Below are 20,751 nucleotides of genomic sequence, written 5' to 3'. Positions count from 1 at the left end.
GCGCACCGCCCCCTTACGAACGGGGAACCGCCCCGGTGGCGGCGCTCCTGGCCCCGAGTCCACACCCCTCCCCCACCCCGGCGGATCACTTCACGCGAACATCCCACACACCCGAGTGACGGTTGGTAAAGTCCGTCACCCTCATACGCCAGAACGTCGGAGGGGCAACTTCGCTGGCGAAGTCAGCGCGGACAGGTATGCCCCAGAGCGCGGTGCCCCATCCACACCACCACGTCGCATACCCGCAGCGCACTCACCGTCTCCGGCACTCCCGCGACCTGGCGCAGCACGAGCAACCGGCGGTGCAGGGCGCGGTCGTCCGCGCGCAGCGCGGCATGCAGCGCAAGCCAGAACGAGGGGCGCGGGCGGCCCAGAGCGCAGCGCACCACCTTGTCGTAGACCGGCAACAGCCGCGGACGCTTACGCGCCAAGACCTTCCCTGCGATCACCCATCCGACATCGGGCTGATCGCGAAGGAGATGCCAGGCCTGATCCGCCGGCGAGCCGTCGGCCAAGACGGAGACTGCGGCATCGGCCATGTCGATGTCCCTGGGAATGGCCTGCAGCAGATCGGACAGCCGCGCGCCGAGAGGGCCCTCCAGAATGTCCAGCGCGACAGGCGCCGGAACGGTGACCGACAAGGTCAGCACCGCGACCAGGTCCTCCGCCGTGATCCGGTCGGCAACCTCCGGTCGATCTCCCCCACCCGCCAAATGCTCGAACCGGCTCCCGGTGAACGGCACTGGGGCGTAGGCGCCGAGCGGCAAATCGACGCCGAAGTAGCGCCGCAGATCCACGACGGCCTGAGGATCGGCGATGAAAGCACCCAACCGTTCCACGAAGCGATTCGGAAGACCAACGAAAGACACCAGCAACTCCTCGTCTGTGCGGTCACCGAGGGTGGGGGGAATTACCTGGCGCAGTGACTATCGAGGTGATCCTCCACGCCAGCGCCTCCGGCGAAATCGACGGTTGCCAGTAACTCAAGAATCGCGGCGGGCAGGGATTGTCTGCACCGGGCTCCAGCGGCCCCACCGGAACGGATTCCGCTGGCCCCACCAGGTGTTCGACTGTGGGCCCGGCGAGTGGCCGGTGCGCAAGCGCAGCCAGCGAGAATAGGCCGTCCTGGGCGAGGTGCACGGTCGGCTGCCCGTTCGAGAGGCGGGGCCAAGTCTCACCGTTCACCTGGGGCCGACGAACGCCGTTCAGGACAAGGGATCGTACGGCGTGAGGCGGAGTCGAGCACGAGGGACAGACGACTGTCCCCCCGGCCAGGCACGTCGGTGCCGCGGTCGACGCAGCGTTCGTTGGGCACATCGAGGACTGCTGCCATCTTGCCGGTCAGAGAGGAGGTGTACAGCATGCCCGACACTGGCGCCTCGCGGCGGAAGACGTGCAGCAGGTACTCGGTAACCACCTGCGTGGGTACGTAGTCGATCTGCTCGTAAGTCGAACGCGCTGGCGCAGTCAGCTGGGCGGCGAAGTCCCTCAGGAACATCAGCGGGCGGCGGTCCGCAGCACGGTCCAGGTCGAACAGGGACGGCACGAGCGGCAGATCGGTGAAATCGACGACATGGCAGGGAGAGGACATCTCGAAGGCCGCAGCCGTTGCCCAAGGCTCCTCACTGCGCAGTGAGGTCTCCTCGACTGCGGTTTCGGCGTCGATTGCACCGTAGAACATGGGGATTCCGGCAGGGCTCATGCGGTTGGCCTGTCGGGCGTACTGCCGTGGCGCTGTGCCCAGGCGCCGCGCGTCCCAATCGACCTGCGACTCGTCATGGGTCAGGGCGCGCCACAGACGGGTGCCAGCGGGCAGTTCCTTGACGAGACCGAGTCTGTCGACGATGTCGCCCACGTGGTCAAGGATGCGGGCGGCCGACACCTCGCCAGCACCCAGGTACTCCTCCTCCGGCTCACGCAGCCAGAAGACATAGCGAGTGCGGTACTGCACTTGCTCACAAAGCCGGGCCCATCCATCACGAAGAGCCTCATCACGGCGAGGGGCGATGAAATCGGCAGGCACCCAAGGCTTGTCAATGATGGCGTCGTATACGGCCTCTAGGAGGCCCTCACCCACGAGGACGTCTGAGCCGCCGCAGTTCTCCACCACCTCCCACGTTTCCAGGATCGTCCACTGGTAGCCGCCTTCTCTGCCGTCCCAGGACACACCCTCGTCGTCAGCGGAGCGGTACTCGTTGCACACGGCCGCAACGAACGTCTCGAGCAGGACATCGAGCTCCGCGGCCGGGGACCGTCCGCAAAAGCTGCAGACGTCCTCATCACGCTCGGCGGCGCCCAGCACTGCTTCGAGGACGTCGTCCTCCACACAGCCGGTACATACGTATTGATCGGTGAAGCACCAGCCCTGGTCGTCCTGCTCCTCGATCATGCGCTTGTAGAGGCCCATCAGCAGTCGCTTCTTCTCCGGTGCGCGCGTGATGCGCGAGTGTGGTCGTCAAAGGTCAGTGCCGGACACGGACTGCGTGTCCACCCCAAGGTCGAACCGCATCTGCTGCCGCATCTCGGATAGGAGCGCCCACGACTGTTCGACGCCAGTTTCGAAGGTGGTCAGGTCAGCCTGGTCGTAAGGGGTGGACGCGGCGAGCTGCTTCAGCCGTCCATAGCCGGCGTTCAGATGCCTGCTGGCTGCGCCGGCCACAGCCATAACTTGCAGGGGGACGATCATCTGCGCCTCGGCGTAGCTTTCCCGAAGTGTCGTACGGCGCGCCTCAAGCTGTTCGAGCGCGGCCTCGACGCCGGTCTCATTACGCAGCGCGTGCATGAGGTCGACCTGCGCCGTCAGGTACTGGCGGGCTGCTGTGTTGAGCGTGATGTAGCACGCCCTGCGCAAGGCGATGGATTCCTCAGCTCGGTTCCGGGCTCGCTCCGCCTCGAGGAGAGCCTCTGCGTGATTACGTTCCTCACGCCGCTGCTCCGCAGCCGCCTCCATCTCCATCCGCTTGGTGCGGTCCGCGCGGCTCTGCGTCAACAGCGAAGCACCCAAGGTGCCAACCACACCAACCACGGCCACCAGCAAAGCCGTCCAGCCCGCCCCCACAGCCCCTCCAGTCCTAGCATCCATGACGATTATCGGGCAGGGCCAGCTTCCCTCATCACAGCTATGTCACCCGCACCCCTGAACATGCTTCTGCTGAAGTGCCTGGCGTCGAACAGGTTTTTCGTCACTGCAGTGCAGCCTGTGTACTCACGGCTGTCGGCATCGCATCGTTTGGTGTGTCTAACTTTGATCTCGCCAGCCGGACGAGCCAAGCGGAGAACCCCTGCCGCTGTCAGCCACTTCATCGGAGACGGTGCAGGAGGTCGTCGACGGCGTGCCGGGCACGAAGCGGCCAGCTGCGTACGGCGAGGGAGCGAGCAGCGCGGGCCTGTTCGGCGGCCGGGTGCGGACCGGTGACCGGGATGGGTGTGTCGGCGCCGAGTGCCCTCAGTGAGCCGTCGTAGAGGCAGTTGGCCTTGCAGCCGTCCTCATGGTGGTCGATGGTGCAGGTGGTCAGGTGGTACAGGTGGGCGCCGGTGTCAGCGATCCCGGCCGGCGCGGTGGTCATGGTGACGAACTGGTTCAGCTGCGCAGCCGCGGCACTCGTAGAGACGACGAAGACGTTCTCCTAACGGCGCAGCGGATGGTCGGCGGGCAGTCCGGTGATATAGGCGGGGTCGTCGAGGCAGCCGTCGCGTTCGGCGCTGACGTGGGCGGGATCGTACTGACCCAGGTATTCCAGGCAGACGCGGCCGGGGGCGGCAAAGTGGGCGCGCCATTCAGCACCGCGCAGGCGTCCGCCACGGGCGTCGACCACGATGCCGCCGTCGACGACGGGGATGACGGATCCGCACACATACTTCGAAGAACTGGGCCATTGATGAGAAATTCGTTCCGCAAGGCCCTTATGCAGCAGCCCCTCACGGACACTCCGCACCCGCGGACGCGCCTCACGGGCGAAGCATCTTCGACGACATCGACGACTAACGACCGCACCGCCGTCGCCAACGCCACACACATGTTCACCACGAAGAACGCCAGGCCAGCCCCGCCCCGTACACCTCACCAGCCGGTAAAACGGACGAGGCGCACCGCGCGTCCGGGTCGATGGGGAAGGCGTGGGCGGACATCCACGACCAGGCGATCATCCCGGCGGCGCGTCGGCTGTACCTGACGGCGACGCCCCGGATCTGGCAGGAACGGCCCCCACACTGGGAGGTCGCTGACGGCGTACGGGACGCGCTGCCGGCTGAAATGGCGGCCTCCATGGACGACGAAGAGGTCTTCGGGCCTGTCCTGTACAAGCTCAGTCTGGCGTCGGCGGTCTCCCGTGGATTGCTTGCGCGGTACCAGATCATCGTGCTGGAGCTCCAGGACCCGGTCGTCACCCCTCAGCGGCTGATGGGTGAGGAGCGGCGCGGCGAGGAGGTGCGGGGGCAGCGGCTCGGGGCGCTGCAGGCGGCGCTGCTGCACGCGATGGCGCAGCACAGCCTTCAGACCTGCATTACCTTCCATCACCGGACGATCGAGGCGCAGGCGTACGCAGAGGGCCTGGAGCGCGTTGCCGCCAAGCTGCACGCGGATCAGCCGGAGAAGTACCCAGCGAAGACCTGGGCCGACTGGCTCTGTGGGGAGCACGACCCGCAGCGCCGGCGGGAGGTGCTTGGCTCCTTCGGGACCACCGCCCGGCGGGCAGTGCTTTCGAACTGTCGTGTCCTGGGGGAGGGCGTCGATATCAGAAGCGTAGATAGTGTTGCCCTGTTGGACCCGAAGGGTGCGCCGCATGACATCGTGCAGGCCATCGGGCGCGCTCTGCGGCAGCAGCCGGGGCAAGGGAAATTGGCTTCTCTGATCGTGCCTGTTTTCCTCCAGCCGGGAGAGCAGCCGGAAGACATGTTCACTTCCGGATCGTATCGGCCTTTGGTGAAGGTACTTGAGGGTCTTCGGGCTCATGATGAAGAAGCCATCGAGTTGCTCGCGATTCCGCAGGAACCGCAGAAAGACGTCGCGCAGCCCTCCGTGAACATCGGTGCGGCACCCGGGGAAGGCGAGGAGGAATCCCGTCTGCTGCTCCGTTTTGCGGCCCCCAGGGATCCAGTGATGGTCGCGGAGTGGGTGTCCTTCAACGTGATCGACACCGAGCGGCAGGACTGGGCCCGCGGCTGGGCCGCGCTCAAGAAATTCACCGAGCGTGAACTTCACGCCCGAGTCCCCTACGGGCACAAAGAGGGAGCAACTCCCCTGGGACAGTGGGTCGCTGAACAGCGAAGGGCGTACGGGGCCGGGCAGATGACCGGCCAGCGCGCCCAGCGACTGGAGAAGCTCGGCATGGTGTGGTCCGTCGGGGATGAGCGGTTCCAGGAGAACCTGGAGGCGGCCCGCGCGTACTACGAGGAACACTGGACGCTCTGCGCGCCACGGCCGGCAACCATGCTGGACCGGCCCATCGGACAATGGCTCTCCAACCTGCGCCGCCCCGGCGCGCTGAACGACCACCCCGAGTGGGAAGCGGCGCTGCGCGAGATCGACGAGGACTGGAACCCGGCCTGGCCGGCCGACTGGCAACGGCACTACGCCGCCGTACACGAACTGCTGCGCGACGAAGAGGGCCAGGCCGACGTCCTGCCCGGCGTCACCGTGCACGGGATGGACGTCGGACGCTGGCTCGCCCGGCAACGCCAGCACACCGTCTGGACCAGGCTGACGGACGGGCAACGCGAACGCCTGGAGCAGCTCGGCATCGTGCCCCTACCACCGGAGCCAGAAGCACCCGCGAAGCCCCCCAGAGGCGGCCCTGGGGCCTTCGAACGGGGTATCGCGGCACTGGCCCAGTACAAGACCCGCACCGGCTCAGTGACCGTCCCCAGAGGCCACGTAGAACGACTGGAAGACGGCACAGAGGTCAAACTCGGAGTGTTCCTGTCCAACACCAAGAACAGGCGCGCCAAACTCACCGACGACAAACGCCAGGTCCTAGCCGAACTCGGACTGGAATGGGCAGCCTGACAGGGCAACGACGGCGCCCGCCCCGGGGATACGCCCGGGGCGGGCGGAGGACGTGAACAACCGCCCAACGAAGCACCCACCAGAAAGGCAACGGGTCCGGCAAAGGATCAAGGTGCTCATCAAGTTGGCCCGGACCAACCGCTATCCCGTGAAGCCCGTCGGCGGGTTGGTCCAGACGGCGTGAGGCGTGTTCACGAACGCTGCAGCCAGTCGGTGTACCACTTGCGAAAGTCTGGGCTCACCGGGACGAAGCCGCCCCAGTCCGGGTCGATCTGCCAGACCTCGCCCGCTCGCGGGCCGGTCAGGATCAGCCGGATGTAGATGCCGCAGCCCTCTTCGGCGAGCATGAGTGTGCCCCGGGTCAGTTCATCGGTCGGTGCGCCGATCCGGCCGTGCAGGGGTTCGGTGAGAGGGAACGGCGCGGCGAGTCGGCCCGGCAGCCGGTCCTCTTCCCACTCGTCGTCCACGGCCCACTCCGCGTCGGCCTCCGGTCGGGGGATGGTCAACGGCATCAGCCCGTGGCCAGGACCGGCGGGGCCGTTGCCCACCTCCGCGACGAAGGAGCGGTACTCCGCCGGCAGATCGACACCGAGGGCTTCCTCGAACGCCCTGATCTCCGCCTCCGGCAGCGCGGGCGCCAGCTCGTACCGGTGCGTATCCGCCCCGAAGCGCGCCCGCCCCGGGTCCCGTGCCGCCATCTCCCGTATCCGAGCGCGTACGGTGCCCTCGTCCCAGCTCTCCATCCCGCGACCGTAACAATGACGCCGGCGCCCGGGCTGCCGCCCTTTGCGCTACGCGGCTACCGTGGCGGCCTTCGACGAGATTCCGGTGCCGCTCTGCGCACCCTGCCCCTGGCTGCGGCATACCGGCAGCCATGCGCCGCATCAGCCGCCACCACGGCAGGCGCCCTCCCCGCCCAGCCCGCAGCCCAGGCCCCTCCTCCACGCTCCGCGCACACGCGCCCGACGCGTCCACGTTGCAAAGGTCGCGGGACGCGGCACGGCAGTCACTGGCGAGGAGGACGACGATGCGCGGCTACTCCTCCTTGGTGCCGGCGGCTGACGGGCATAGTGGCGCTCTCCTCGGTCTCGTCATCCGCGTACGGCTCGCCCCCCAGATACGCGGGTTCCATGAACACCGCCGTGTAGTCGGGCTTGTTCACGCGCGAGAGCTCAGGCTCGGTAGGGCTCATCAGTACTCCAGATGTGTAGAAGCGCCGCTCAACATCGCTTGGCCCGGCGTGGTTTGCCACGTCGGGGATTCAATGCGAGGAGGCGACACCAGCGGTCGCGACGCCCAACGGCAGCGCGAATTTACTCGAACGCGGTCCACATGGCTTCGGCGGCGCTCGTCCGTCCGCCTTCGAAGCACCGTTCATCGCGAGTTGGGCGGATCCCCAGCGAGGACGCGCCCGCCACCAATCCTACGCGCGAGGCAGTGAGCCACTGCGGCTGGACCACACCACACAGTCAGGCGTCCTGCCCACGAGCGGTGTCATCGCCATCTCATCGCCATTTCATCGGCCGTGGTTAGCGTCGGCACCGTCCGATGGAGGCACTGTCCAGCGCCGGTCATCCAGTGGAGGTGAATGAGATCGCCGAGATCGTCGTAAAAGGCGTATTCACCACATTGCGTGGCATGGGCGTGGCCCCGAGGAGAACGACTGGCACGTCCAAGGTTCTGTAAGTACCGCTCAGGGGCTGCGGCGCTGCCTACGGTCGACTCCACCGTCCGCACAGCACCCGGGGAGAGACCTGGGCGACCGCGCCACCACCGCACTGCAATCAGCATGGTTCACCGCAAACAGGGGGAAACGATGAAGAGCATCGCCCGTGTCATATCCATCGCCTGCACCGCTCTGGCTCTCGGCGCCGGGGCTACCGGCGTCGCCAGCGCCGACAGCATTCCGCAAGGCCACGTCACCGCGACCAATGGCTTGGCGCAGCGTCACAACGCCCCGGTGGACAACGACGATTGCAAGAACGGCTGGACGAACGACAGTGGCATCCGCAACGCGGTGTGGGTCTGCGGGACAGGCTTGGGAGTGCACCGTGTTACGGGTGCGTCCGTCCTGGCACCGGTGGGCACCAACCCGGTTACCGGCCATGTCCATGTGTGGGACAAAACCGGGTCGATCTTCTTCGACGGGCCGCAGGTGACCCTGCACTCCGGTGACGTAGCCGGCAATTACGACTGGAACGGCGACTGGACCCTCCCGGACGGCGACTCGGTGTGCTCGGCCTGGATCTACGCCGACGGCACTACCACCGCGGCCGCATGCATGGACATCCACAGCTAGAAGACCTACCCGAAGCCGCGATCACACGGTCGGTGAAGGCCGCGGAGCCTGAGCGCGGAGTCGATCGAGGTTCGGCTCGGCACAAGCCGAGCCGGACCGGTCGACGCAGCCTGTTCCACGCCACCGACGTCGACGCCCTGCCCTCCGCCCGGACCGAGGCCAGCCGGAAGCAGCTGCACGGCGTCGGCAAAGGCTGGCGCTCCCCGCGCACTGCATCGACGAAGACGACGGCACCGGCCTGAACCGGTGTGCAGACAGCCTCAAAGCCGTATCGCCCCTCTCGCACCATGGAGCAGCTCGGCATCGCACCGCTGCCCGGAACCGGAGGCACCCGCGAAACCGTCCACGGCGCCCCTGGGGCCTTCGAGCGAGGTGTAGCGCCCCAGGGCCCACGTAGAGCGACTGGAGGACGAGATGGAGGTCAAGCTCGGGGTGTTCCTGTCGAACAGCAAGAGCAGGCGCGGGAAGCTCACCGCCGACAAGCTCCAGGCGCTGGCCGACCTCGGACTCGAATCGTGGCCTTCGACGACGCCGGAGCTGTAGGTGAGCGTCATGCCGGCGAGGACGGCGTCCCAGTCCTGGCGCAGGAATCCGGCGAAGCCTCGTATCGGGCCTGGTCCGTTGGTCTCGGCCTCGCGGACCCAGGCGGCGAGGAGGTGGCCGCGGCGGTCGCGGACCAGGCCAGTGAAGACACGGGCCAGGTCACAGGCGCTGGCGATGTTGGGGCAAGCGAGCCGGGCTTCGTCGAGTTGGGCCTGCTCGTCGCTGCTGAGGGTGTCGCGTGGGCGCATGATCCAGGAGGTGATCTTGCGCGGGCTGGGAATCGGCCGGGGTGCTTCGGGGGCTGCGGTGCCGCCCCGCAGGCTTCGGACGTAGAGGCGTACGGCCTGGTGGTTTCCGCGGAAGCCGTGTTCGCGGATCTCCCGGTAGATCTGGGTCGCGTTGGTGCAGCCGTGGGTGAACCGTTGCTGGATGTAGGGGCGGTAGGGGTCGATCTGGCAGGGGCGACGGTCGCGGGCCGAAGCGATCAGCACGTCGAGGTCGGTGGTCAGGTAGCGGCGGACGGTCTTGCGGTCCAGTCCGAGTCGGCGAGCGATGGCGCTGATCGTCCACGTCCCTTCCCGTAATCGGTGGATCTGCGTATATCGTTCGGTCACCCGCTGCATGAGCGGGGTGGCAGGGATGCTGTCGAGTGGCGGCGTCAGCGGCAGCAGTGCCATGGGTGGTGTGGTCGACGGCGCCGGTGCGTCCACGTCGTCCAGGGCGTATTTATGCAGGCAGGCGCGGTGCTGGTGGCAGGTCTTCTCGACCGCGGCGGACAGGTTTTGAAGCAGGTGCCAGCGGTCGGCCACCTCAGTTGCGACCGGTGCCGCCTCCTTGATCGCGCGACTGTAGCCGCTGTCGCGGTCCCGGCAAATGATCTCGGCGCCAGGATGTTCGGTGAGCCAGGCAGCCAGCGTCTCGCTGGTGCGGTCGGTCAGCAGGTCGACCGGGGTGGAGGTCTCGACGTCGAGCAGGATGGTCCCGTAGGTACGCGAGCGTCGGAAGGCGAAGTCATCGACGCCCAGCACCCGCGGGCTGCGGGCAGGGACCTCGGGCGCGTGCAGCTCGCCGAGCAGCCGAGCCCGGCCAGTGGGCACCGCCAGTGAGCGGCACAGCCGCATGCCCGGTCGGCCGCCCGCTGTGAGCGCCACGGACCTCCACAGTGTCTTCACGCCGGGCCCGGCACGGGCATAACGCGTGGTCAGACCCTCAACCTGCTCAACGAACGTACGACGCCCGCAGTCTGCGGCATCGTAGAAGAATCGCCGGACCTCCAGCTTCACCAGCACGCGGCGCCCGCCGACGGGACACTCGGCCAGCCGTCGCCCGTATCGGCTGTGTATCCGACGCGAGACGGCCGTGCAGTCCGGACACCTCAACTCCGGTACGACACTGTGGGTTTCAGCCACAACCACCCCGCCCACCTCGGTCAACCGATCCAGCACCATCCCCACGGCATCCGGGAACAGCACGTCCTTCAACACGGACAGAACCCCCATGACCAGGGCATTCCCGCAGCCAAACACGATGCCGAGAACGACACGATCGTGACCGTCACGAAATTCCACCCAGACCCGTGAATTTCCCCAGGCTCGATCGAATACCCCACTTGGTTTCACGGTCAACAGACGGATGGGGCCGCCCGGTCGATGAGCGTGCGGGCCGAGCCGCCCGGTCCTGGACACCGCAACTGAACATCCGCCGATCCATGCACCACGCGCCCTGCGCCCTCCCGGCGTGGGGCGTGTCACGTCCTGTCATGCCCGATGCGGCACTCCAGCCGGGACCGGCGTGGGCTCGTCCGTGGGGGCCTTCTTCAGCGCGGCGAGTACGTCCGGCTGCTCCACCAGAGCGATCAGCTGCTGCTCCGTCAGCGGAGTGCCGTTCACCGTCGTAGGGCGCGCGCCTGCGGAGAGGGCTTCGGTGTTGCCGTCATCCAGGCCGAACACCTTCCCCTCCAGCGTGACCGCGGTCACCGACATCACGCCGCCCGGTCCTACCCCGTTGTTCGTCATGGACGCCCAGCCCCGGGAGCCATCCGGCAGGCTGACTGGCTGGCAGCGGCTGGTGTAGCGGGAACCCGTGCACGGGTTGGAGAGCTCGGCCAGGCTCTGGCGGCCCACCTGCGCACTCAAAGTAGTGACGGTGCCGTCCGGGTGCGTGAGATGGAAGCTGGTCGGTCCGGAACCAGGGGCAATCTTCACTCCGGCCGGAAGATGAGCCGTGAGGGCCGCGAGCAGCTGTGCCTGCACGGCCTCACTGTTCCGCTTGGACAGGTCGTGCGGAGGGAGCGCCGGAGTGGAAGCCTGACCCGCAAGCTCGGGGGTGCCGTTGTGAGCGGAGGTAGTGAGGGACTGTGTCAGGCCCAGGCCGACCGTGACAGCCGCCATTGCGGCGCAACTCCCCGCAATGGTCAGGGTGCGGCGCAGTTTGCGGCGCTTCCCTCGCGCCAGGATCGCTCCCATGTCCGGGCCATCCCCGCCGTCGTCCCCTGCGAGAGCACGGTTGAACATCGTCTTGGCGTCCGACTCTTCATCGTTCATCAGTGGGGTGCCTCCTGTCGGGCAAGCAGGGTCCGCATACGCTCCAAGCCACGCGCCGTATCCGAGCGGATCGTGGCCGGTTTCCGGCGTAGCAGCCGCGCGGTTTCGGCTACGTCCAGGTCGTGCCAGAACCGCAGCACAAGCGCTGCGCGCTGCATGGGCGCGAGCGCCGCCAGCGCGCGAGTGAGGGCATCGCGCTCCTCCAGAACCTGAGTCTCTTCCTTCGCTACGTCCGGAAACTCGCCGGGCAGCTGCTCACGGCTGGAGTGCTTGCGGGTGTGGTCGACAAAGCAGCGCACCAGTGTGCGCCGCACATACGGATAGGCCGCCTCTTGGCGGTGCAGAGTGCGCCAGCGCGGGTAGCAGCGACTCAGTGCGGTTTGGGTGAGGTCTTCGGCTACGTGCCAGTCGGCGCACAGCAGGTAGGCGGTTTGCCGTAGCTGCTGCCAGTGTCCGCGGGTGAACTGCTCGAACTGCTCGTCATGGCGTGCCCCCACTGGCCCTCCGGCCTGTTGCTGCTTGCGTGATGACCTTTCATATGAGTAGACGGAGTGGGGGTGGCTGGGCGTTGCAGCGTCATTTCGGCGGGTGGCGAGCCAGGATGATCTTGGTCCGATTTGGTGGACAAGAACTGACGGGCGGCCCCTCCTGTGTGGCGGCCAGCCGAACCCCACCGCGGCAAGGAGCGGGGAGCCATGGCGAGCAGGTCTGTCCCACACTTGAGCAGGGCATGGGGAAATTCAAGGAGCCCTATCAGAGAGCTGTCTGGCACGTTAGGCAAGTTCTATCGGCACGTTGCCGTTCGGACGGGACCACCTGGAGCGGCAGAAGGGGGCGCCAGTGAGAATCTGGCTTCTGCTGCACTGCGCAGCGGGCCGCGCCCCAGCACATACTGCTGGTCGATGAGTGCATTTGCCCCGGCCGCTGATGCGCTGGCCGTGACGCCGTTGCTCAACTGCCTTCTCCGAGAAGCCGCCGTGCCGGTGCCCTAGCCGGCCGGAGCACGGGCCGAGCGGGACGGTGATCCGCGGGCCGCAGCGGCCGGAGAACCGTCCGATGAGCCTTCCGAACGGATATCCGCTGCCACGGCAGCCAACCCTCTCGACGACTCGCGCGCCGTTCACGGCTGCGCGTGCGCCGGCGCCTGCTGCGGGTCCGCACCGGTCGCCGCCCGTCCGAACGGCTGGCCCCAAAAGCCGATACAGCGGACTCACCCTCTACCAGATCCTCGACACCCTCCAAGACCCGCTGAACTGCTGGACCGGCAACTGCACCACCTGCCACCGCCCCCTGCCCAGAACAGCCACCACCAGCCCAAACCCAAGAGCCAGAGCAACCCAACGGAGTCCTACTAGGCGCCGCGGAGCGCCGTGGTGGCGATGTCCAGGAAGGCCAGGACCAGCGGTTCGCGGATGGTGGTGGGGGCCACGAGGCAGGTTTCCTCGGAGGGTAGGTCGGTGACCGGGATGTGGGTCAGGTCGGGGCGGGAGTAGGTGCGGGCGACGCTCAGTGGGACCAGGGCGATGCCGTGGCCGGAGGCGATCAGCTCGAACTTCTCCTCCGCGGAGGTGGTGCGGCGGCGGGTCGGGGTGTCCAGGACCGGCTCGCCCTCCAGGTCGGCCAGGGTCAGTTCTTGACGGCTCGCCAGGTGATGGCTGGTCGGGAGGCAGGCCACCCGGGGTTCTCTGCCGATCGGGACGGTGGACAACCCCGTGTCGTCGAAGGGGCGGCGCAGGAAGCCGACCTGGGCACGGCCGTCGCGCAGTGGGAGGTCCTTCTCCCACCAGTGCGCCGGGACGACGTCGATCTCCACCTGCGGATGGTGCTCCCCGAAGGCACGGATCGCCTCCGAGACATGCAGGCCGGGGGAGAAGGCGACCATCAGCCGCCGCACGCCTCGGTCGGCGTCCCGGACGCGCTGCAGCCCGGCCTCCACCGCCGCCAGGATGCCCTTCGCCTCCTCGCGCAGTTGATGCCCGGCCGCCGTCAGCTCCACCCGGCGCGTTGTCCGGTTCAGCAGCGTGCACCCCAACTCCTGCTCGAACGCCCTGATCTGCCGGCTGAGCACCGGCTGGGCGATGAACAACTGCTGCGCTGCCCGCCCGAAGTTGCCGTGCTCGGCCAGCGCGACGAAGTAGCGGAGCTTGCGCAGATCGAGACTCATGCCCTCAGGGTATCGAGCGGGGGCAAAGGGTATTGGACGCCCGAAACGCCCAGGCCGAGACTCGAAGGCATGATCGTAGTCACCACTCCCACCGGAAGTATCGGCAGCCGGCTGCTGCGCGACCTCCTGGACCGGACCGACGAGCCGGTCCGTGTCGTCGTCCGCGACCCCGCCCGGCTCCCCGACGCGGTCCGCGACCGCGTCGACGCCGTCACCGGCTCGCACGGCGACCCCGCCGTGCTCGACCGCGCCCTCGCCGGCGCCGACGCCGTCTTGTGGGTCGCCCCGCCCAACCGCCAGGCGCCCACCCTGGACGCTATCTACGCCGACTTCACCCGCCCCGCCGCCAAAGCCTTCGCCGCCCATGGCGTCGGCCATGTCGTCAGTGTCTCCGCGCTCGGCCGCGGCACCCCCGTCGCCGACCGCGCCGGGCTGGTCACCGCCTCCCTCGCGATGGACGACCTGATCGCGGCAAGCGGCGTCGCCCTCCGGGCCCTGGCCAACCCCAGCTTCATGGAGAACCTGCTGCGCCAGACCGCCTCGATCCGCGACGACGGCGTCTTCGCCGACACCCTCCCCGCCGACCTCAAGGCCCCCGTCGCCAGCACCCGCGACATCGCCGCAGCCGGGGCCCGGCTGCTGACCGACCGCAGCTGGACCGGCACCGGCGAGGTGCCCGTGCTCGGCCCGGAGGACCTCTGCGCCGCAGACCTGGCCCGCATCATGAGCGAGGTCCTCGACCGCCCGATCCGCTACCGCCGGCAGTCCCTGGAGGACTTCCGCGCCGCGCTCCAGAGCCACGGCACGGGAGAAGCCCTCGTCGAGGGCTATGTCGCGATGATGCGCGCCAAGGGCGAGGGCCTCGACAACGGCGTGCATCGCACGGCGGACACCGCGAGCCCCACCACCTTCCGCACCTGGTGCGAGGAGGTCCTCAGGCCGGCGGTGGACGCATGAGCAGCACAGCCCCGACCGCTCTGATCGCCGGTGCCTCCCGCACCCTGGGCCTCGGCCTCGCCGCCGAGTACGCGCGCCGCGGCTGGCACGTCGTCGGCACCGTTCGCGGCGACACCCGCACCGCTCTGCACGACCTCGCGGACGCCTCCGACAGCCCGGTCACCGTCGAGCAGCTGGACATCAACGAACCCGAGCAGATCAACGCGCTCCGCGACCGGCTCGCCGGACGCAGCCTCGACCTGCTCTTCGTCAACGCCGGCATCACGCGCGGCGACCTGTCGATCGCCGACGTCCCCACCAACATGTTCACCGACGTCATGGTCACCAACGCGCTGAGCCCGATGCGCGTCGTCGAGGCGCTGCGCCCGCTGGTCGGCGCGGACGGCACCATCGGCGTGATGTCCTCCCGGCAGGGCAGCCTCGCCCACAACACCCGCGGCGGCCAGGACGCCTACCGGGCCAGCAAGTCCGCCCTCAACCAGCTGATGCGCAGCTACGCCGCACGGTACGCCGACGCCGCGCACAGCCTGCTGCTGATGTGCCCCGGCCACGTCCGCACCGAACTGGGCGGCGCTGGCGCTTCCCTGACGGTCAATCAGGTCGTCCCCGGGATCGCCGACACCATCGACCGACACCGCGGCGAGCCGGGCCTGAAGTACCTCGACTACCAGGACCACACCATGCCCTGGTAGCCGCCGGCCCACCGGTGAGGTGGTGGCTCCTGGGCGCGTGCCCGTACCAGACGACTCCCCGCCCTGGTCGGATCGGGGGTATCCACAAGCTCCGGCGCCCTCGCCCGCGCCCGACCGGAGCCCGCTCACCGCTCGGCAGCCGGCGCGCCGCCCACTGCGCAGCTTGGCGCACAGGCGGCCGTGGGCCAACTGCCAGGTCGCAGTGAGCGTGCACGCGGCCACGGACACCGCCTCGTGCCCACCGCAACGGCACCTGTTCAAACCCGAAGAGCAGGCCGATGATGCCGAGCAGCGGCGCAAGACCAGGACTCCCGAGACATCGGCCACCAAGAGAAGCGGCAACTGGCACTGGACACCATCGATAAGCTAGCCGGATGGGACCTGACCCCGCCGGTGCTGGTGGCAGACGCCGGCTACGGCCAAAACGCCGACTTCCGGGGCGGGCTGGATGACCGGGGCATCGGATACGTCGTCGCCATCCGGTCGGACGTGACCGTCCACCCGCATGACGCACAGCCCCTCACGCCGCCCTGGTCCGGCAACGGCCGCAAGCCTCAGCCCCGCTACCGGGACAAACCCGCCTCGGTGGCCGCCTGGGCCACCAGCCACGGGCGGCAGGCGTTCACCGAGGTCACCTGGCGGGAAGGCTCACGTGGCCCGATGCGCTCGCGGGTCCTGGCGCTACGGGTACGCGGGTACGGTCGGCCGGCGTGCGCCCCCGTCGCCTGGCCCAGGCCGCTGCCATCGCCCGCGACGGCCACTGGGACGGCGTCCTGCCCGAGGAGACACTGCTGGTCGAATGGCCGGCCGCCTCGGCAACCGCCCGCACCGACGACGTCCGCACCAGCTGCGCACCCACCGGCAACGCCACACCGTCAGCGCACCGTTCTCCCCCACCGGCAAGCCCCCGGCTGCCTCTGGTACGAGACGCGGTGGGGGTGGCGCAGACGTCTTCGCCGCGCCGCCCTCACGCAGCCCGGCCAGGGCGAGGAGAGCCAGTGCCTGCCGCGTTTGCTGTAACGCCCCATGACAGCCGCAACGGCACCACACACCGCCCCGCGCCAGCGACTTCTCCATACTCAACGCCCGCCAGCAGCGAAAACACTCTGACCTGACATGCCGTCACTGACACCAACCACCGACGCCAAACCGGCACATAGCACCCAGAGTCCACCTGGAGCGGTTGGAGGATGGGACCGAGGTGAAGCTCGGGGTGTTCTTGAGCAACAGACAAGAGCAGGCGGGGGAAGCTCTCCGCGGACAAACTCGCCGCGCTCGCCGCCCTCGGACTCGACTGGGCGGGAGCGTCGCAAGGTGCCCCGCTCGCCGCCCGTCAGGATGAGGACGTGCCCGAGCAGCCCAACGATCCGCCCGCGCGCTGGAAGGGTCACTGGCTCATGCGGTTCCCCTCCCCTGCTTCTGAGGGACCTGTCCTGTCCGAGGAAGAACTTGAGGACCGCATCGCGCACGCCACACGAGCGCAGAAAGCCAGCGAACTGGCGCGCGCACTGCGCCGTCATTCCAAGGATGAACTGCTGCGCATGGCCGAGGAGGTCGGCCTGCGCCACGACTCCCCACGGAAATGGCGCAAGGACGAGATCGCAGACGCCATCGCCGACCTTCAACTCAGAAGGGCTGCCCACCCCACCCGTGACCCCGAGGAGGGAACCGAAGCTCGCCCCACACAAGAGAATCCGTCTGTAATTACACTATCGCACCGTGTAGTCACACTGGCAGGGTCGAGCCTCGCGGCGTGGCTGCCGCGAGGCTCGACCCAGTGGCGAGGGGAACCAGCCGGTATGGGCACACGCGAGGTTGTGTTGATGACCGATCACGGCTCGTTGGAGGGCAGTCGTTCCGCTCTGGCCGNCTCCCCCCCCCCCCCCCCCCCGACCCAGTGGCGAGGGGAACCAGCCGGTATGGGCACACGCGAGGTTGTGTTGATGACCGATCACGGCTCGTTGGAGGGCAGTCGTTCCGCTCTGGCCGCTGCCGTCGAGTTGCTCACCGGACGGCCCCCCGTACTGATCGATGCACGGCACTTCATGACCGGTGGGACCGGTCAGACGCACATCTTCGACGCAGGTGTCCGGTTCGACGTGCCGGCCGAAGACCTGACGGTGACGCCTTCGGCCGTACTCATCTACGAGATTCAGCCTCCCGAACGCCGGAGCTTCGCCCCGTTCCAGCGACTGCTGCGCCGGCACGGGGTGACCTCGCTCGGAACAGACGCCAGTGCCTGGCGGACGGCCACCGAGAAGAACCTCATGGTGGAACGGTTCGCCCAGCACGGTGTCCCGCAAATGGAAACCATCAGTCTGGCCCGGCCCAGCTCGCAGAGAGCCGCCGCGGCGTTCGAGAAACTGGGCCGCAACGTCTGGGCTCGGCCGGTGCTGGGCACCTGCGGAAATGACGTCTTCCACATCACCACTCCTGAGCAACTGCGCGCCGCGATCGGCCACTACGCCCGTTCCGAGCAGGACTGGTTGATGTCCCGTGATGCCGACAACTTCAACTCCGATGGGCTGCGCCATCAATTCCGTGTGTCCGTGCTGCACGGGCGCCCGGTACAGGCGTGCGAACATGTCCAGGCGGATCCGGATTTTCCCTGCAACGAGGCGCAAGGAGCGGGCTGCACCCCCCTGCCGATTGATGACCTGCCCGCAGAACTCTCCAAGCTGGCCGTCTCGGCCACCGAGTCCATCGGGCTGCCATTCGCCGGCGTCGACCTCGCCGTCGAGAACGGCGGCGTGGTCTTCGAAGTCAATGTGCACCCGATGCTCGGCTCGGTGCACCCCGCAAAGTCCGTTGCGGTCCCCTACGTGAAAGCGCACCTGGCCATGCTGTGATCAGGCAAGTGACGCTTCTGGGTGAAGGAGCGCCAGGACGTGAAGGACGAACTGCGGGCGCAAGCCTGGCTGCCGACAGACGCAAGCCACCGCCTCCGCGCCATCGCAGCGCGAGCCGACTGCCGTCCCGAGCAGGTCCTCGCCCAACTCGCTCACCATGCCCGCATGAGCGACGACGGCTCGGCTGCTGCCCGCGTGCCGCCTTCGCGGCCTTGTGTGCCGGGGTCTGTCCCACAGGCGGATCGTAGGGCCGACGTCCCGCGGCCAACGCACACCACACGCACCGGGGGCGGCAGCGCTTTGCCTCCCTCTACCCTCTGCTGCAGCGGGCCTCGTCATGGGGCAACGGCACGTACCGTACGGACGCTTCCGGGCGGGTTTGTGGGGCCGCAGCGCGCAGGCCGCCGTAGTGGTCCTTCCACACCCCCACCTCGACCGTGATCGCGGACTGCTCTGCCGCCCCTGCCTCCGAGTTCGCCGGCTGCTTCGACGACGCCGTGCGGTTGCCCCGGGACTGTGCCGGAACCGTCGAAGCAGACGCGACAGGCTGCCCCAGGCCCACACGGCTCTTGCATCGGTCGATCTCCTGCACCTGGGATGGAGTGATGCGCTTGCCCGCCTCGGCAGCCGCGTCGACGAGCAACTGCACCTGGCTGTGCAAGGTCGCCTTCGACATATAGCGGCGAGGCAGACGTCGCAGATCGCGAAAGATCCGGCGCACCGTTTGGGACGCTGCCAGAGCTGTCAGCGCCGCCATCTTCCCTGCGGCCACTTCGACGTCCCGCTCCGCGTCCCATGCCTCCTCTTCTTGGGCACGAGCGGCCAGGAAGCCGGCGGCGCCCACGATCCACTCCTCGGCCTCGGTGCGTTCGTGCGCGGCGGTCGCGTTGGCGCGGACCAACAGTTCCCGGGTGTGCTGGGTGTTGCGGGCAGTGGCGGCTTCGTCCAGGCGCGCGAACAGCTCACACCAGACGTCGGCTTGGCCCTGCAGCCACCGGTACGCCTCCTGCACCGCGTCGGCCAGCTCGGCCTGCGTCGCCGGACCGACTCCGGTCAGCGCGGCAATGTCACGGCACACCCGGTTCACCACGACGACAGACTCCACCTTGCGAGCATCCGTCAGCTGGCGCAGCAGCACCTGGGCTCGTCCCATCACGCCCGATGCCCTCTTGATCTCCGCTGCGGGCCAGCGCGATGGAGGGGCTGTGGTGCATCCCTGGATGATGCGTTCGACCGCCGGTGTCGACAGACCCCGTTCGGTCATCTCGCAGTCGTCCAGGGCGAACCACGCGGTGGGCCGCGCGAACGCCTCGGTGCCGATGCGGACCCGCCGCGCGGTGCCCTCGCTGTCCAGGCGGATCCGGTGGACGTACCAGCGGCGGATCAGCGTGCCGCGCTCGACCCGCACCGCCATGCCCAGCACCGGCTCGATGCCGTTGTCCCACACCGGGGTCACCGCCTGGTCCAGGTGCACCCTCAGGGCACAGTGCTGCCAGCGAACGTCGACGACGAAGCCGAGTGGCGCTCCGTCGGGGCGGGTGTACGCGAAGCTGGCCTGCTCCCCGCGGTCGGCGAGCCATGCCACGGCCGCGGACTTCACGTACAGGTGGTCCGCGCTGTTGACACCGCGGGCGCGGCGTCCGCACACGTGCGGCAGTCCGTCCGGATCCGGGTGATGGGCGAAGTGGCACGCTCTATCGGTGTAGAGCTTCGTGGTCAGCCGGCCGCCACAGCCCCCGAGCAGAGTCCCGCACCAGAAGGTGTCGCTCCCGTAGCGGTGGCGGAAGGCGTCCAGCTCGATCGCCTCCATCGGCAGCATCAGCGGCTCTTCCGAATCCGCACTGCCCCACACCGCCGTCTGAATCCGCCGTTTGTCAGCCCTCACAAACTCCCCCATCCCGTCCTGCCAACTCATCGTGCCACCAGTGGAGTTCACCAACCAGGTCGCCTTTCGGCTCTGCTCACGCCGTACGCCCCAGCCGTGATGCACCCGCAGCTGTGCCGATCGCTCCGTCTGCGGCCTGCCCCTGCCCGGCAGCACCTCGGCCCGGGCCCGGCATACCGCCTGGGCGTGGGTTACGGCGGCTCCACGGTGACGTTGGGCGCGGGGTTGCTCGACCGGGGTCGGCCTGCCGTCCGGCTCGGGCTCGGGGAAGGCGCGGCGGCTGAGCTCGCGCATCGCCTTCGTCTGTCGCTCCACCGCCTCCGCGATGGCCGGGTCCACCCGGCGCGGCGGCGCGGCCTCACGGTGCGCTTTGAGATGGCGGCGGTAGCCCTCGCACGCGGTGTCCCGCGTGTTCGCCGGGTCGGTGGGCCCTGCCGACAGCGACGACGCGCCCGGCGAGGTCGGGGCGCTGGCCACCCACCGCCCCCGCAGCGGCTCAACGGCGCGCATACACCGGCGAGGACCGCACTGCCGCCGCGCTCGGAACCCCGCGCAGCGCCAGGTGGTTGGGCGTACTCGTCCCTGTGAGCGGGCTCGCGGGCTCGAGGCGGCCGCGTTGGTCAGTCGATGTGTACCTCGACGAAGAGGTCCCCCGGCGCGCCCCCGTTCTTCCCGGGCATGCCCGTGCTCCTCAGCCGCAGTCGCTGACCGGCTTGGACGCCGGCGGGGATCCGGATGCGATGGATGCGTATGTCCTTGATCTGGCCGGAGCCTTCGCATGGGGCGCACCCTGCCGAGCCATTGCCGCCTGCTCT

The 20,751-nt window shown here is 68.5% G+C and carries 17 protein-coding genes and 1 pseudogene; 6 read left to right on the top strand and 12 right to left on the bottom strand.

Annotated elements, in window-relative coordinates:
- Positions 1-182 precede the first annotated feature (182 nt).
- The 5 genes from ACO1BR_RS40940 to ACO1BR_RS40920 form a co-directional block, all read right to left on the bottom strand.
- Positions 183-869 (bottom strand): DUF6308 family protein, encoded by a 687-nt coding sequence (locus ACO1BR_RS40940; RefSeq protein ID WP_426800195.1) that lies wholly within the window; start codon positions 867-869, stop codon positions 183-185.
- Between the two features lie 305 nt (positions 870-1,174).
- Complete coding sequence (locus ACO1BR_RS40935; RefSeq protein ID WP_426800194.1) at positions 1,175-2,407, bottom strand: HEPN-associated N-terminal domain-containing protein; 1,233 nt, start codon at positions 2,405-2,407, stop codon at positions 1,175-1,177.
- A 48-nt stretch (positions 2,408-2,455) separates the two neighbouring features.
- A complete protein-coding gene (locus ACO1BR_RS40930; protein ID WP_426800193.1) occupies positions 2,456-3,058 on the bottom strand; it encodes a hypothetical protein in 603 nt (200 codons plus the stop codon).
- 241 nt (positions 3,059-3,299) lie between these two features.
- Positions 3,300-3,566 carry a hypothetical protein gene (locus tag ACO1BR_RS40925; RefSeq protein WP_426800192.1) on the bottom strand — a complete coding sequence of 89 codons (267 nt, stop codon included), beginning with the start codon at positions 3,564-3,566 and terminating at the stop codon, positions 3,300-3,302.
- Between the two features lie 60 nt (positions 3,567-3,626).
- Entirely contained in the window at positions 3,627-3,854 is a 228-nt protein-coding gene (locus ACO1BR_RS40920) for a hypothetical protein (RefSeq protein WP_426800191.1), read from the bottom strand.
- A 251-nt stretch (positions 3,855-4,105) separates the two neighbouring features.
- Here ACO1BR_RS40920 and ACO1BR_RS40915 point away from each other — a divergent pair, with 251 nt between their 5' ends.
- A complete protein-coding gene (locus ACO1BR_RS40915) occupies positions 4,106-6,004 on the top strand; it encodes a Helicase associated domain protein (protein ID WP_426800190.1) in 1,899 nt (632 codons plus the stop codon).
- A gap of 191 nt (positions 6,005-6,195) precedes the next feature.
- On the opposite strand, the gene ACO1BR_RS40910 is transcribed toward ACO1BR_RS40915, so the two are convergent.
- Positions 6,196-6,747: an SMI1/KNR4 family protein gene (locus ACO1BR_RS40910; RefSeq protein ID WP_426800189.1), complete on the bottom strand. Its 552-nt coding sequence runs from the start codon at positions 6,745-6,747 to the stop codon at positions 6,196-6,198.
- A 1,073-nt stretch (positions 6,748-7,820) separates the two neighbouring features.
- On the opposite strand from ACO1BR_RS40910, the gene ACO1BR_RS40905 reads away from it, so the two are divergent.
- Positions 7,821-8,303 (top strand): hypothetical protein, encoded by a 483-nt coding sequence (locus ACO1BR_RS40905; protein ID WP_426800188.1) that lies wholly within the window; start codon positions 7,821-7,823, stop codon positions 8,301-8,303.
- Between the two features lie 260 nt (positions 8,304-8,563).
- Here the strand turns inward: ACO1BR_RS40905 and ACO1BR_RS40900 are convergent, their stop codons facing one another.
- The 4 genes from ACO1BR_RS40900 to ACO1BR_RS40885 all read right to left on the bottom strand — a co-directional run bounded on the left by ACO1BR_RS40900 (position 8,564) and on the right by ACO1BR_RS40885 (position 13,553).
- Positions 8,564-10,294, bottom strand: coding sequence for an ISL3 family transposase (locus ACO1BR_RS40900; RefSeq protein ID WP_426800200.1), 1,731 nt, complete (start codon positions 10,292-10,294; stop codon positions 8,564-8,566).
- 309 nt (positions 10,295-10,603) lie between these two features.
- On the bottom strand, positions 10,604-11,389 hold the full coding sequence (locus tag ACO1BR_RS40895; protein WP_426800187.1) for a hypothetical protein: 786 nt from the start codon (positions 11,387-11,389) through the stop codon (positions 10,604-10,606).
- Positions 11,389-11,886: a sigma-70 family RNA polymerase sigma factor gene (locus ACO1BR_RS40890; RefSeq protein ID WP_426800186.1), complete on the bottom strand. Its 498-nt coding sequence runs from the start codon at positions 11,884-11,886 to the stop codon at positions 11,389-11,391. The genes ACO1BR_RS40895 and ACO1BR_RS40890 overlap by 1 nt, the downstream gene beginning before the upstream one ends.
- 854 nt (positions 11,887-12,740) lie before the next feature.
- Positions 12,741-13,553, bottom strand: coding sequence for a LysR family transcriptional regulator (locus ACO1BR_RS40885; RefSeq protein ID WP_426800185.1), 813 nt, complete (start codon positions 13,551-13,553; stop codon positions 12,741-12,743).
- 69 nt (positions 13,554-13,622) lie between these two features.
- On the opposite strand from ACO1BR_RS40885, the gene ACO1BR_RS40880 reads away from it, so the two are divergent.
- From ACO1BR_RS40880 to ACO1BR_RS40865, 4 genes and pseudogenes are all read left to right on the top strand, one after another.
- The gene (locus ACO1BR_RS40880) at positions 13,623-14,510 is read left to right on the top strand and encodes an NAD(P)H-binding protein (protein WP_426800184.1); all 888 of its coding nucleotides are present in this window, start codon (positions 13,623-13,625) and stop codon (positions 14,508-14,510) included.
- Positions 14,507-15,202, top strand: coding sequence for an SDR family NAD(P)-dependent oxidoreductase (locus ACO1BR_RS40875; RefSeq protein WP_426800183.1), 696 nt, complete (start codon positions 14,507-14,509; stop codon positions 15,200-15,202). The genes ACO1BR_RS40880 and ACO1BR_RS40875 overlap by 4 nt, the downstream gene beginning before the upstream one ends.
- A gap of 184 nt (positions 15,203-15,386) precedes the next feature.
- A pseudogene (locus ACO1BR_RS40870) lies at positions 15,387-16,035 on the top strand (transposase); the annotation flags it as partial.
- A 1,110-nt stretch (positions 16,036-17,145) separates the two neighbouring features.
- Entirely contained in the window at positions 17,146-18,051 is a 906-nt protein-coding gene (locus ACO1BR_RS40865) for an ATP-grasp domain-containing protein (RefSeq protein ID WP_426800182.1), read from the top strand.
- A 310-nt stretch (positions 18,052-18,361) separates the two neighbouring features.
- On the opposite strand, the gene ACO1BR_RS40860 is transcribed toward ACO1BR_RS40865, so the two are convergent.
- Positions 18,362-20,413 (bottom strand): hypothetical protein, encoded by a 2,052-nt coding sequence (locus ACO1BR_RS40860; protein ID WP_426800181.1) that lies wholly within the window; start codon positions 20,411-20,413, stop codon positions 18,362-18,364.
- Between the two features lie 143 nt (positions 20,414-20,556).
- A partial coding sequence (locus tag ACO1BR_RS40855; protein WP_426800180.1) for a DnaJ C-terminal domain-containing protein occupies positions 20,557-20,751 on the bottom strand: 195 nt, incomplete at its 5' end.

Source organism: Streptomyces sp. YGL11-2 (assembly GCF_050054615.1).
Taxonomy (GTDB): domain Bacteria; phylum Actinomycetota; class Actinomycetes; order Streptomycetales; family Streptomycetaceae; genus Streptomyces.
Note: the sequence above shows the minus strand (reverse complement) of the source record. Positions and strands in the feature narration are given on the sequence as shown.

Bases quoted from the DNA above. Each gene is read 5' to 3' on its own strand.
- ACO1BR_RS40885 (WP_426800185.1), bottom strand. From the start codon at position 13,553: ATGAGTCTCGATCTGCGCAAGCTCCGCTACTTCGTCGCGCTGGCCGAG.
- ACO1BR_RS40895 (WP_426800187.1), bottom strand. From the start codon at position 11,389: ATGAACGATGAAGAGTCGGACGCCAAGACGATGTTCAACCGTGCTCTC.
- ACO1BR_RS40865 (WP_426800182.1), top strand. From the start codon at position 17,146: ATGACCGATCACGGCTCGTTGGAGGGCAGTCGTTCCGCTCTGGCCGCT.
- ACO1BR_RS40875 (WP_426800183.1), top strand. From the start codon at position 14,507: ATGAGCAGCACAGCCCCGACCGCTCTGATCGCCGGTGCCTCCCGCACC.
- ACO1BR_RS40925 (WP_426800192.1), bottom strand. From the start codon at position 3,566: ATGACCACCGCGCCGGCCGGGATCGCTGACACCGGCGCCCACCTGTAC.
- ACO1BR_RS40905 (WP_426800188.1), top strand. From the start codon at position 7,821: ATGAAGAGCATCGCCCGTGTCATATCCATCGCCTGCACCGCTCTGGCT.
- ACO1BR_RS40935 (WP_426800194.1), bottom strand. From the start codon at position 2,407: ATGGGCCTCTACAAGCGCATGATCGAGGAGCAGGACGACCAGGGCTGG.
- ACO1BR_RS40910 (WP_426800189.1), bottom strand. From the start codon at position 6,747: ATGGAGAGCTGGGACGAGGGCACCGTACGCGCTCGGATACGGGAGATG.
- ACO1BR_RS40880 (WP_426800184.1), top strand. From the start codon at position 13,623: ATGATCGTAGTCACCACTCCCACCGGAAGTATCGGCAGCCGGCTGCTG.
- ACO1BR_RS40915 (WP_426800190.1), top strand. From the start codon at position 4,106: ATGGGGAAGGCGTGGGCGGACATCCACGACCAGGCGATCATCCCGGCG.
- ACO1BR_RS40900 (WP_426800200.1), bottom strand. From the start codon at position 10,294: ATGGTGCTGGATCGGTTGACCGAGGTGGGCGGGGTGGTTGTGGCTGAA.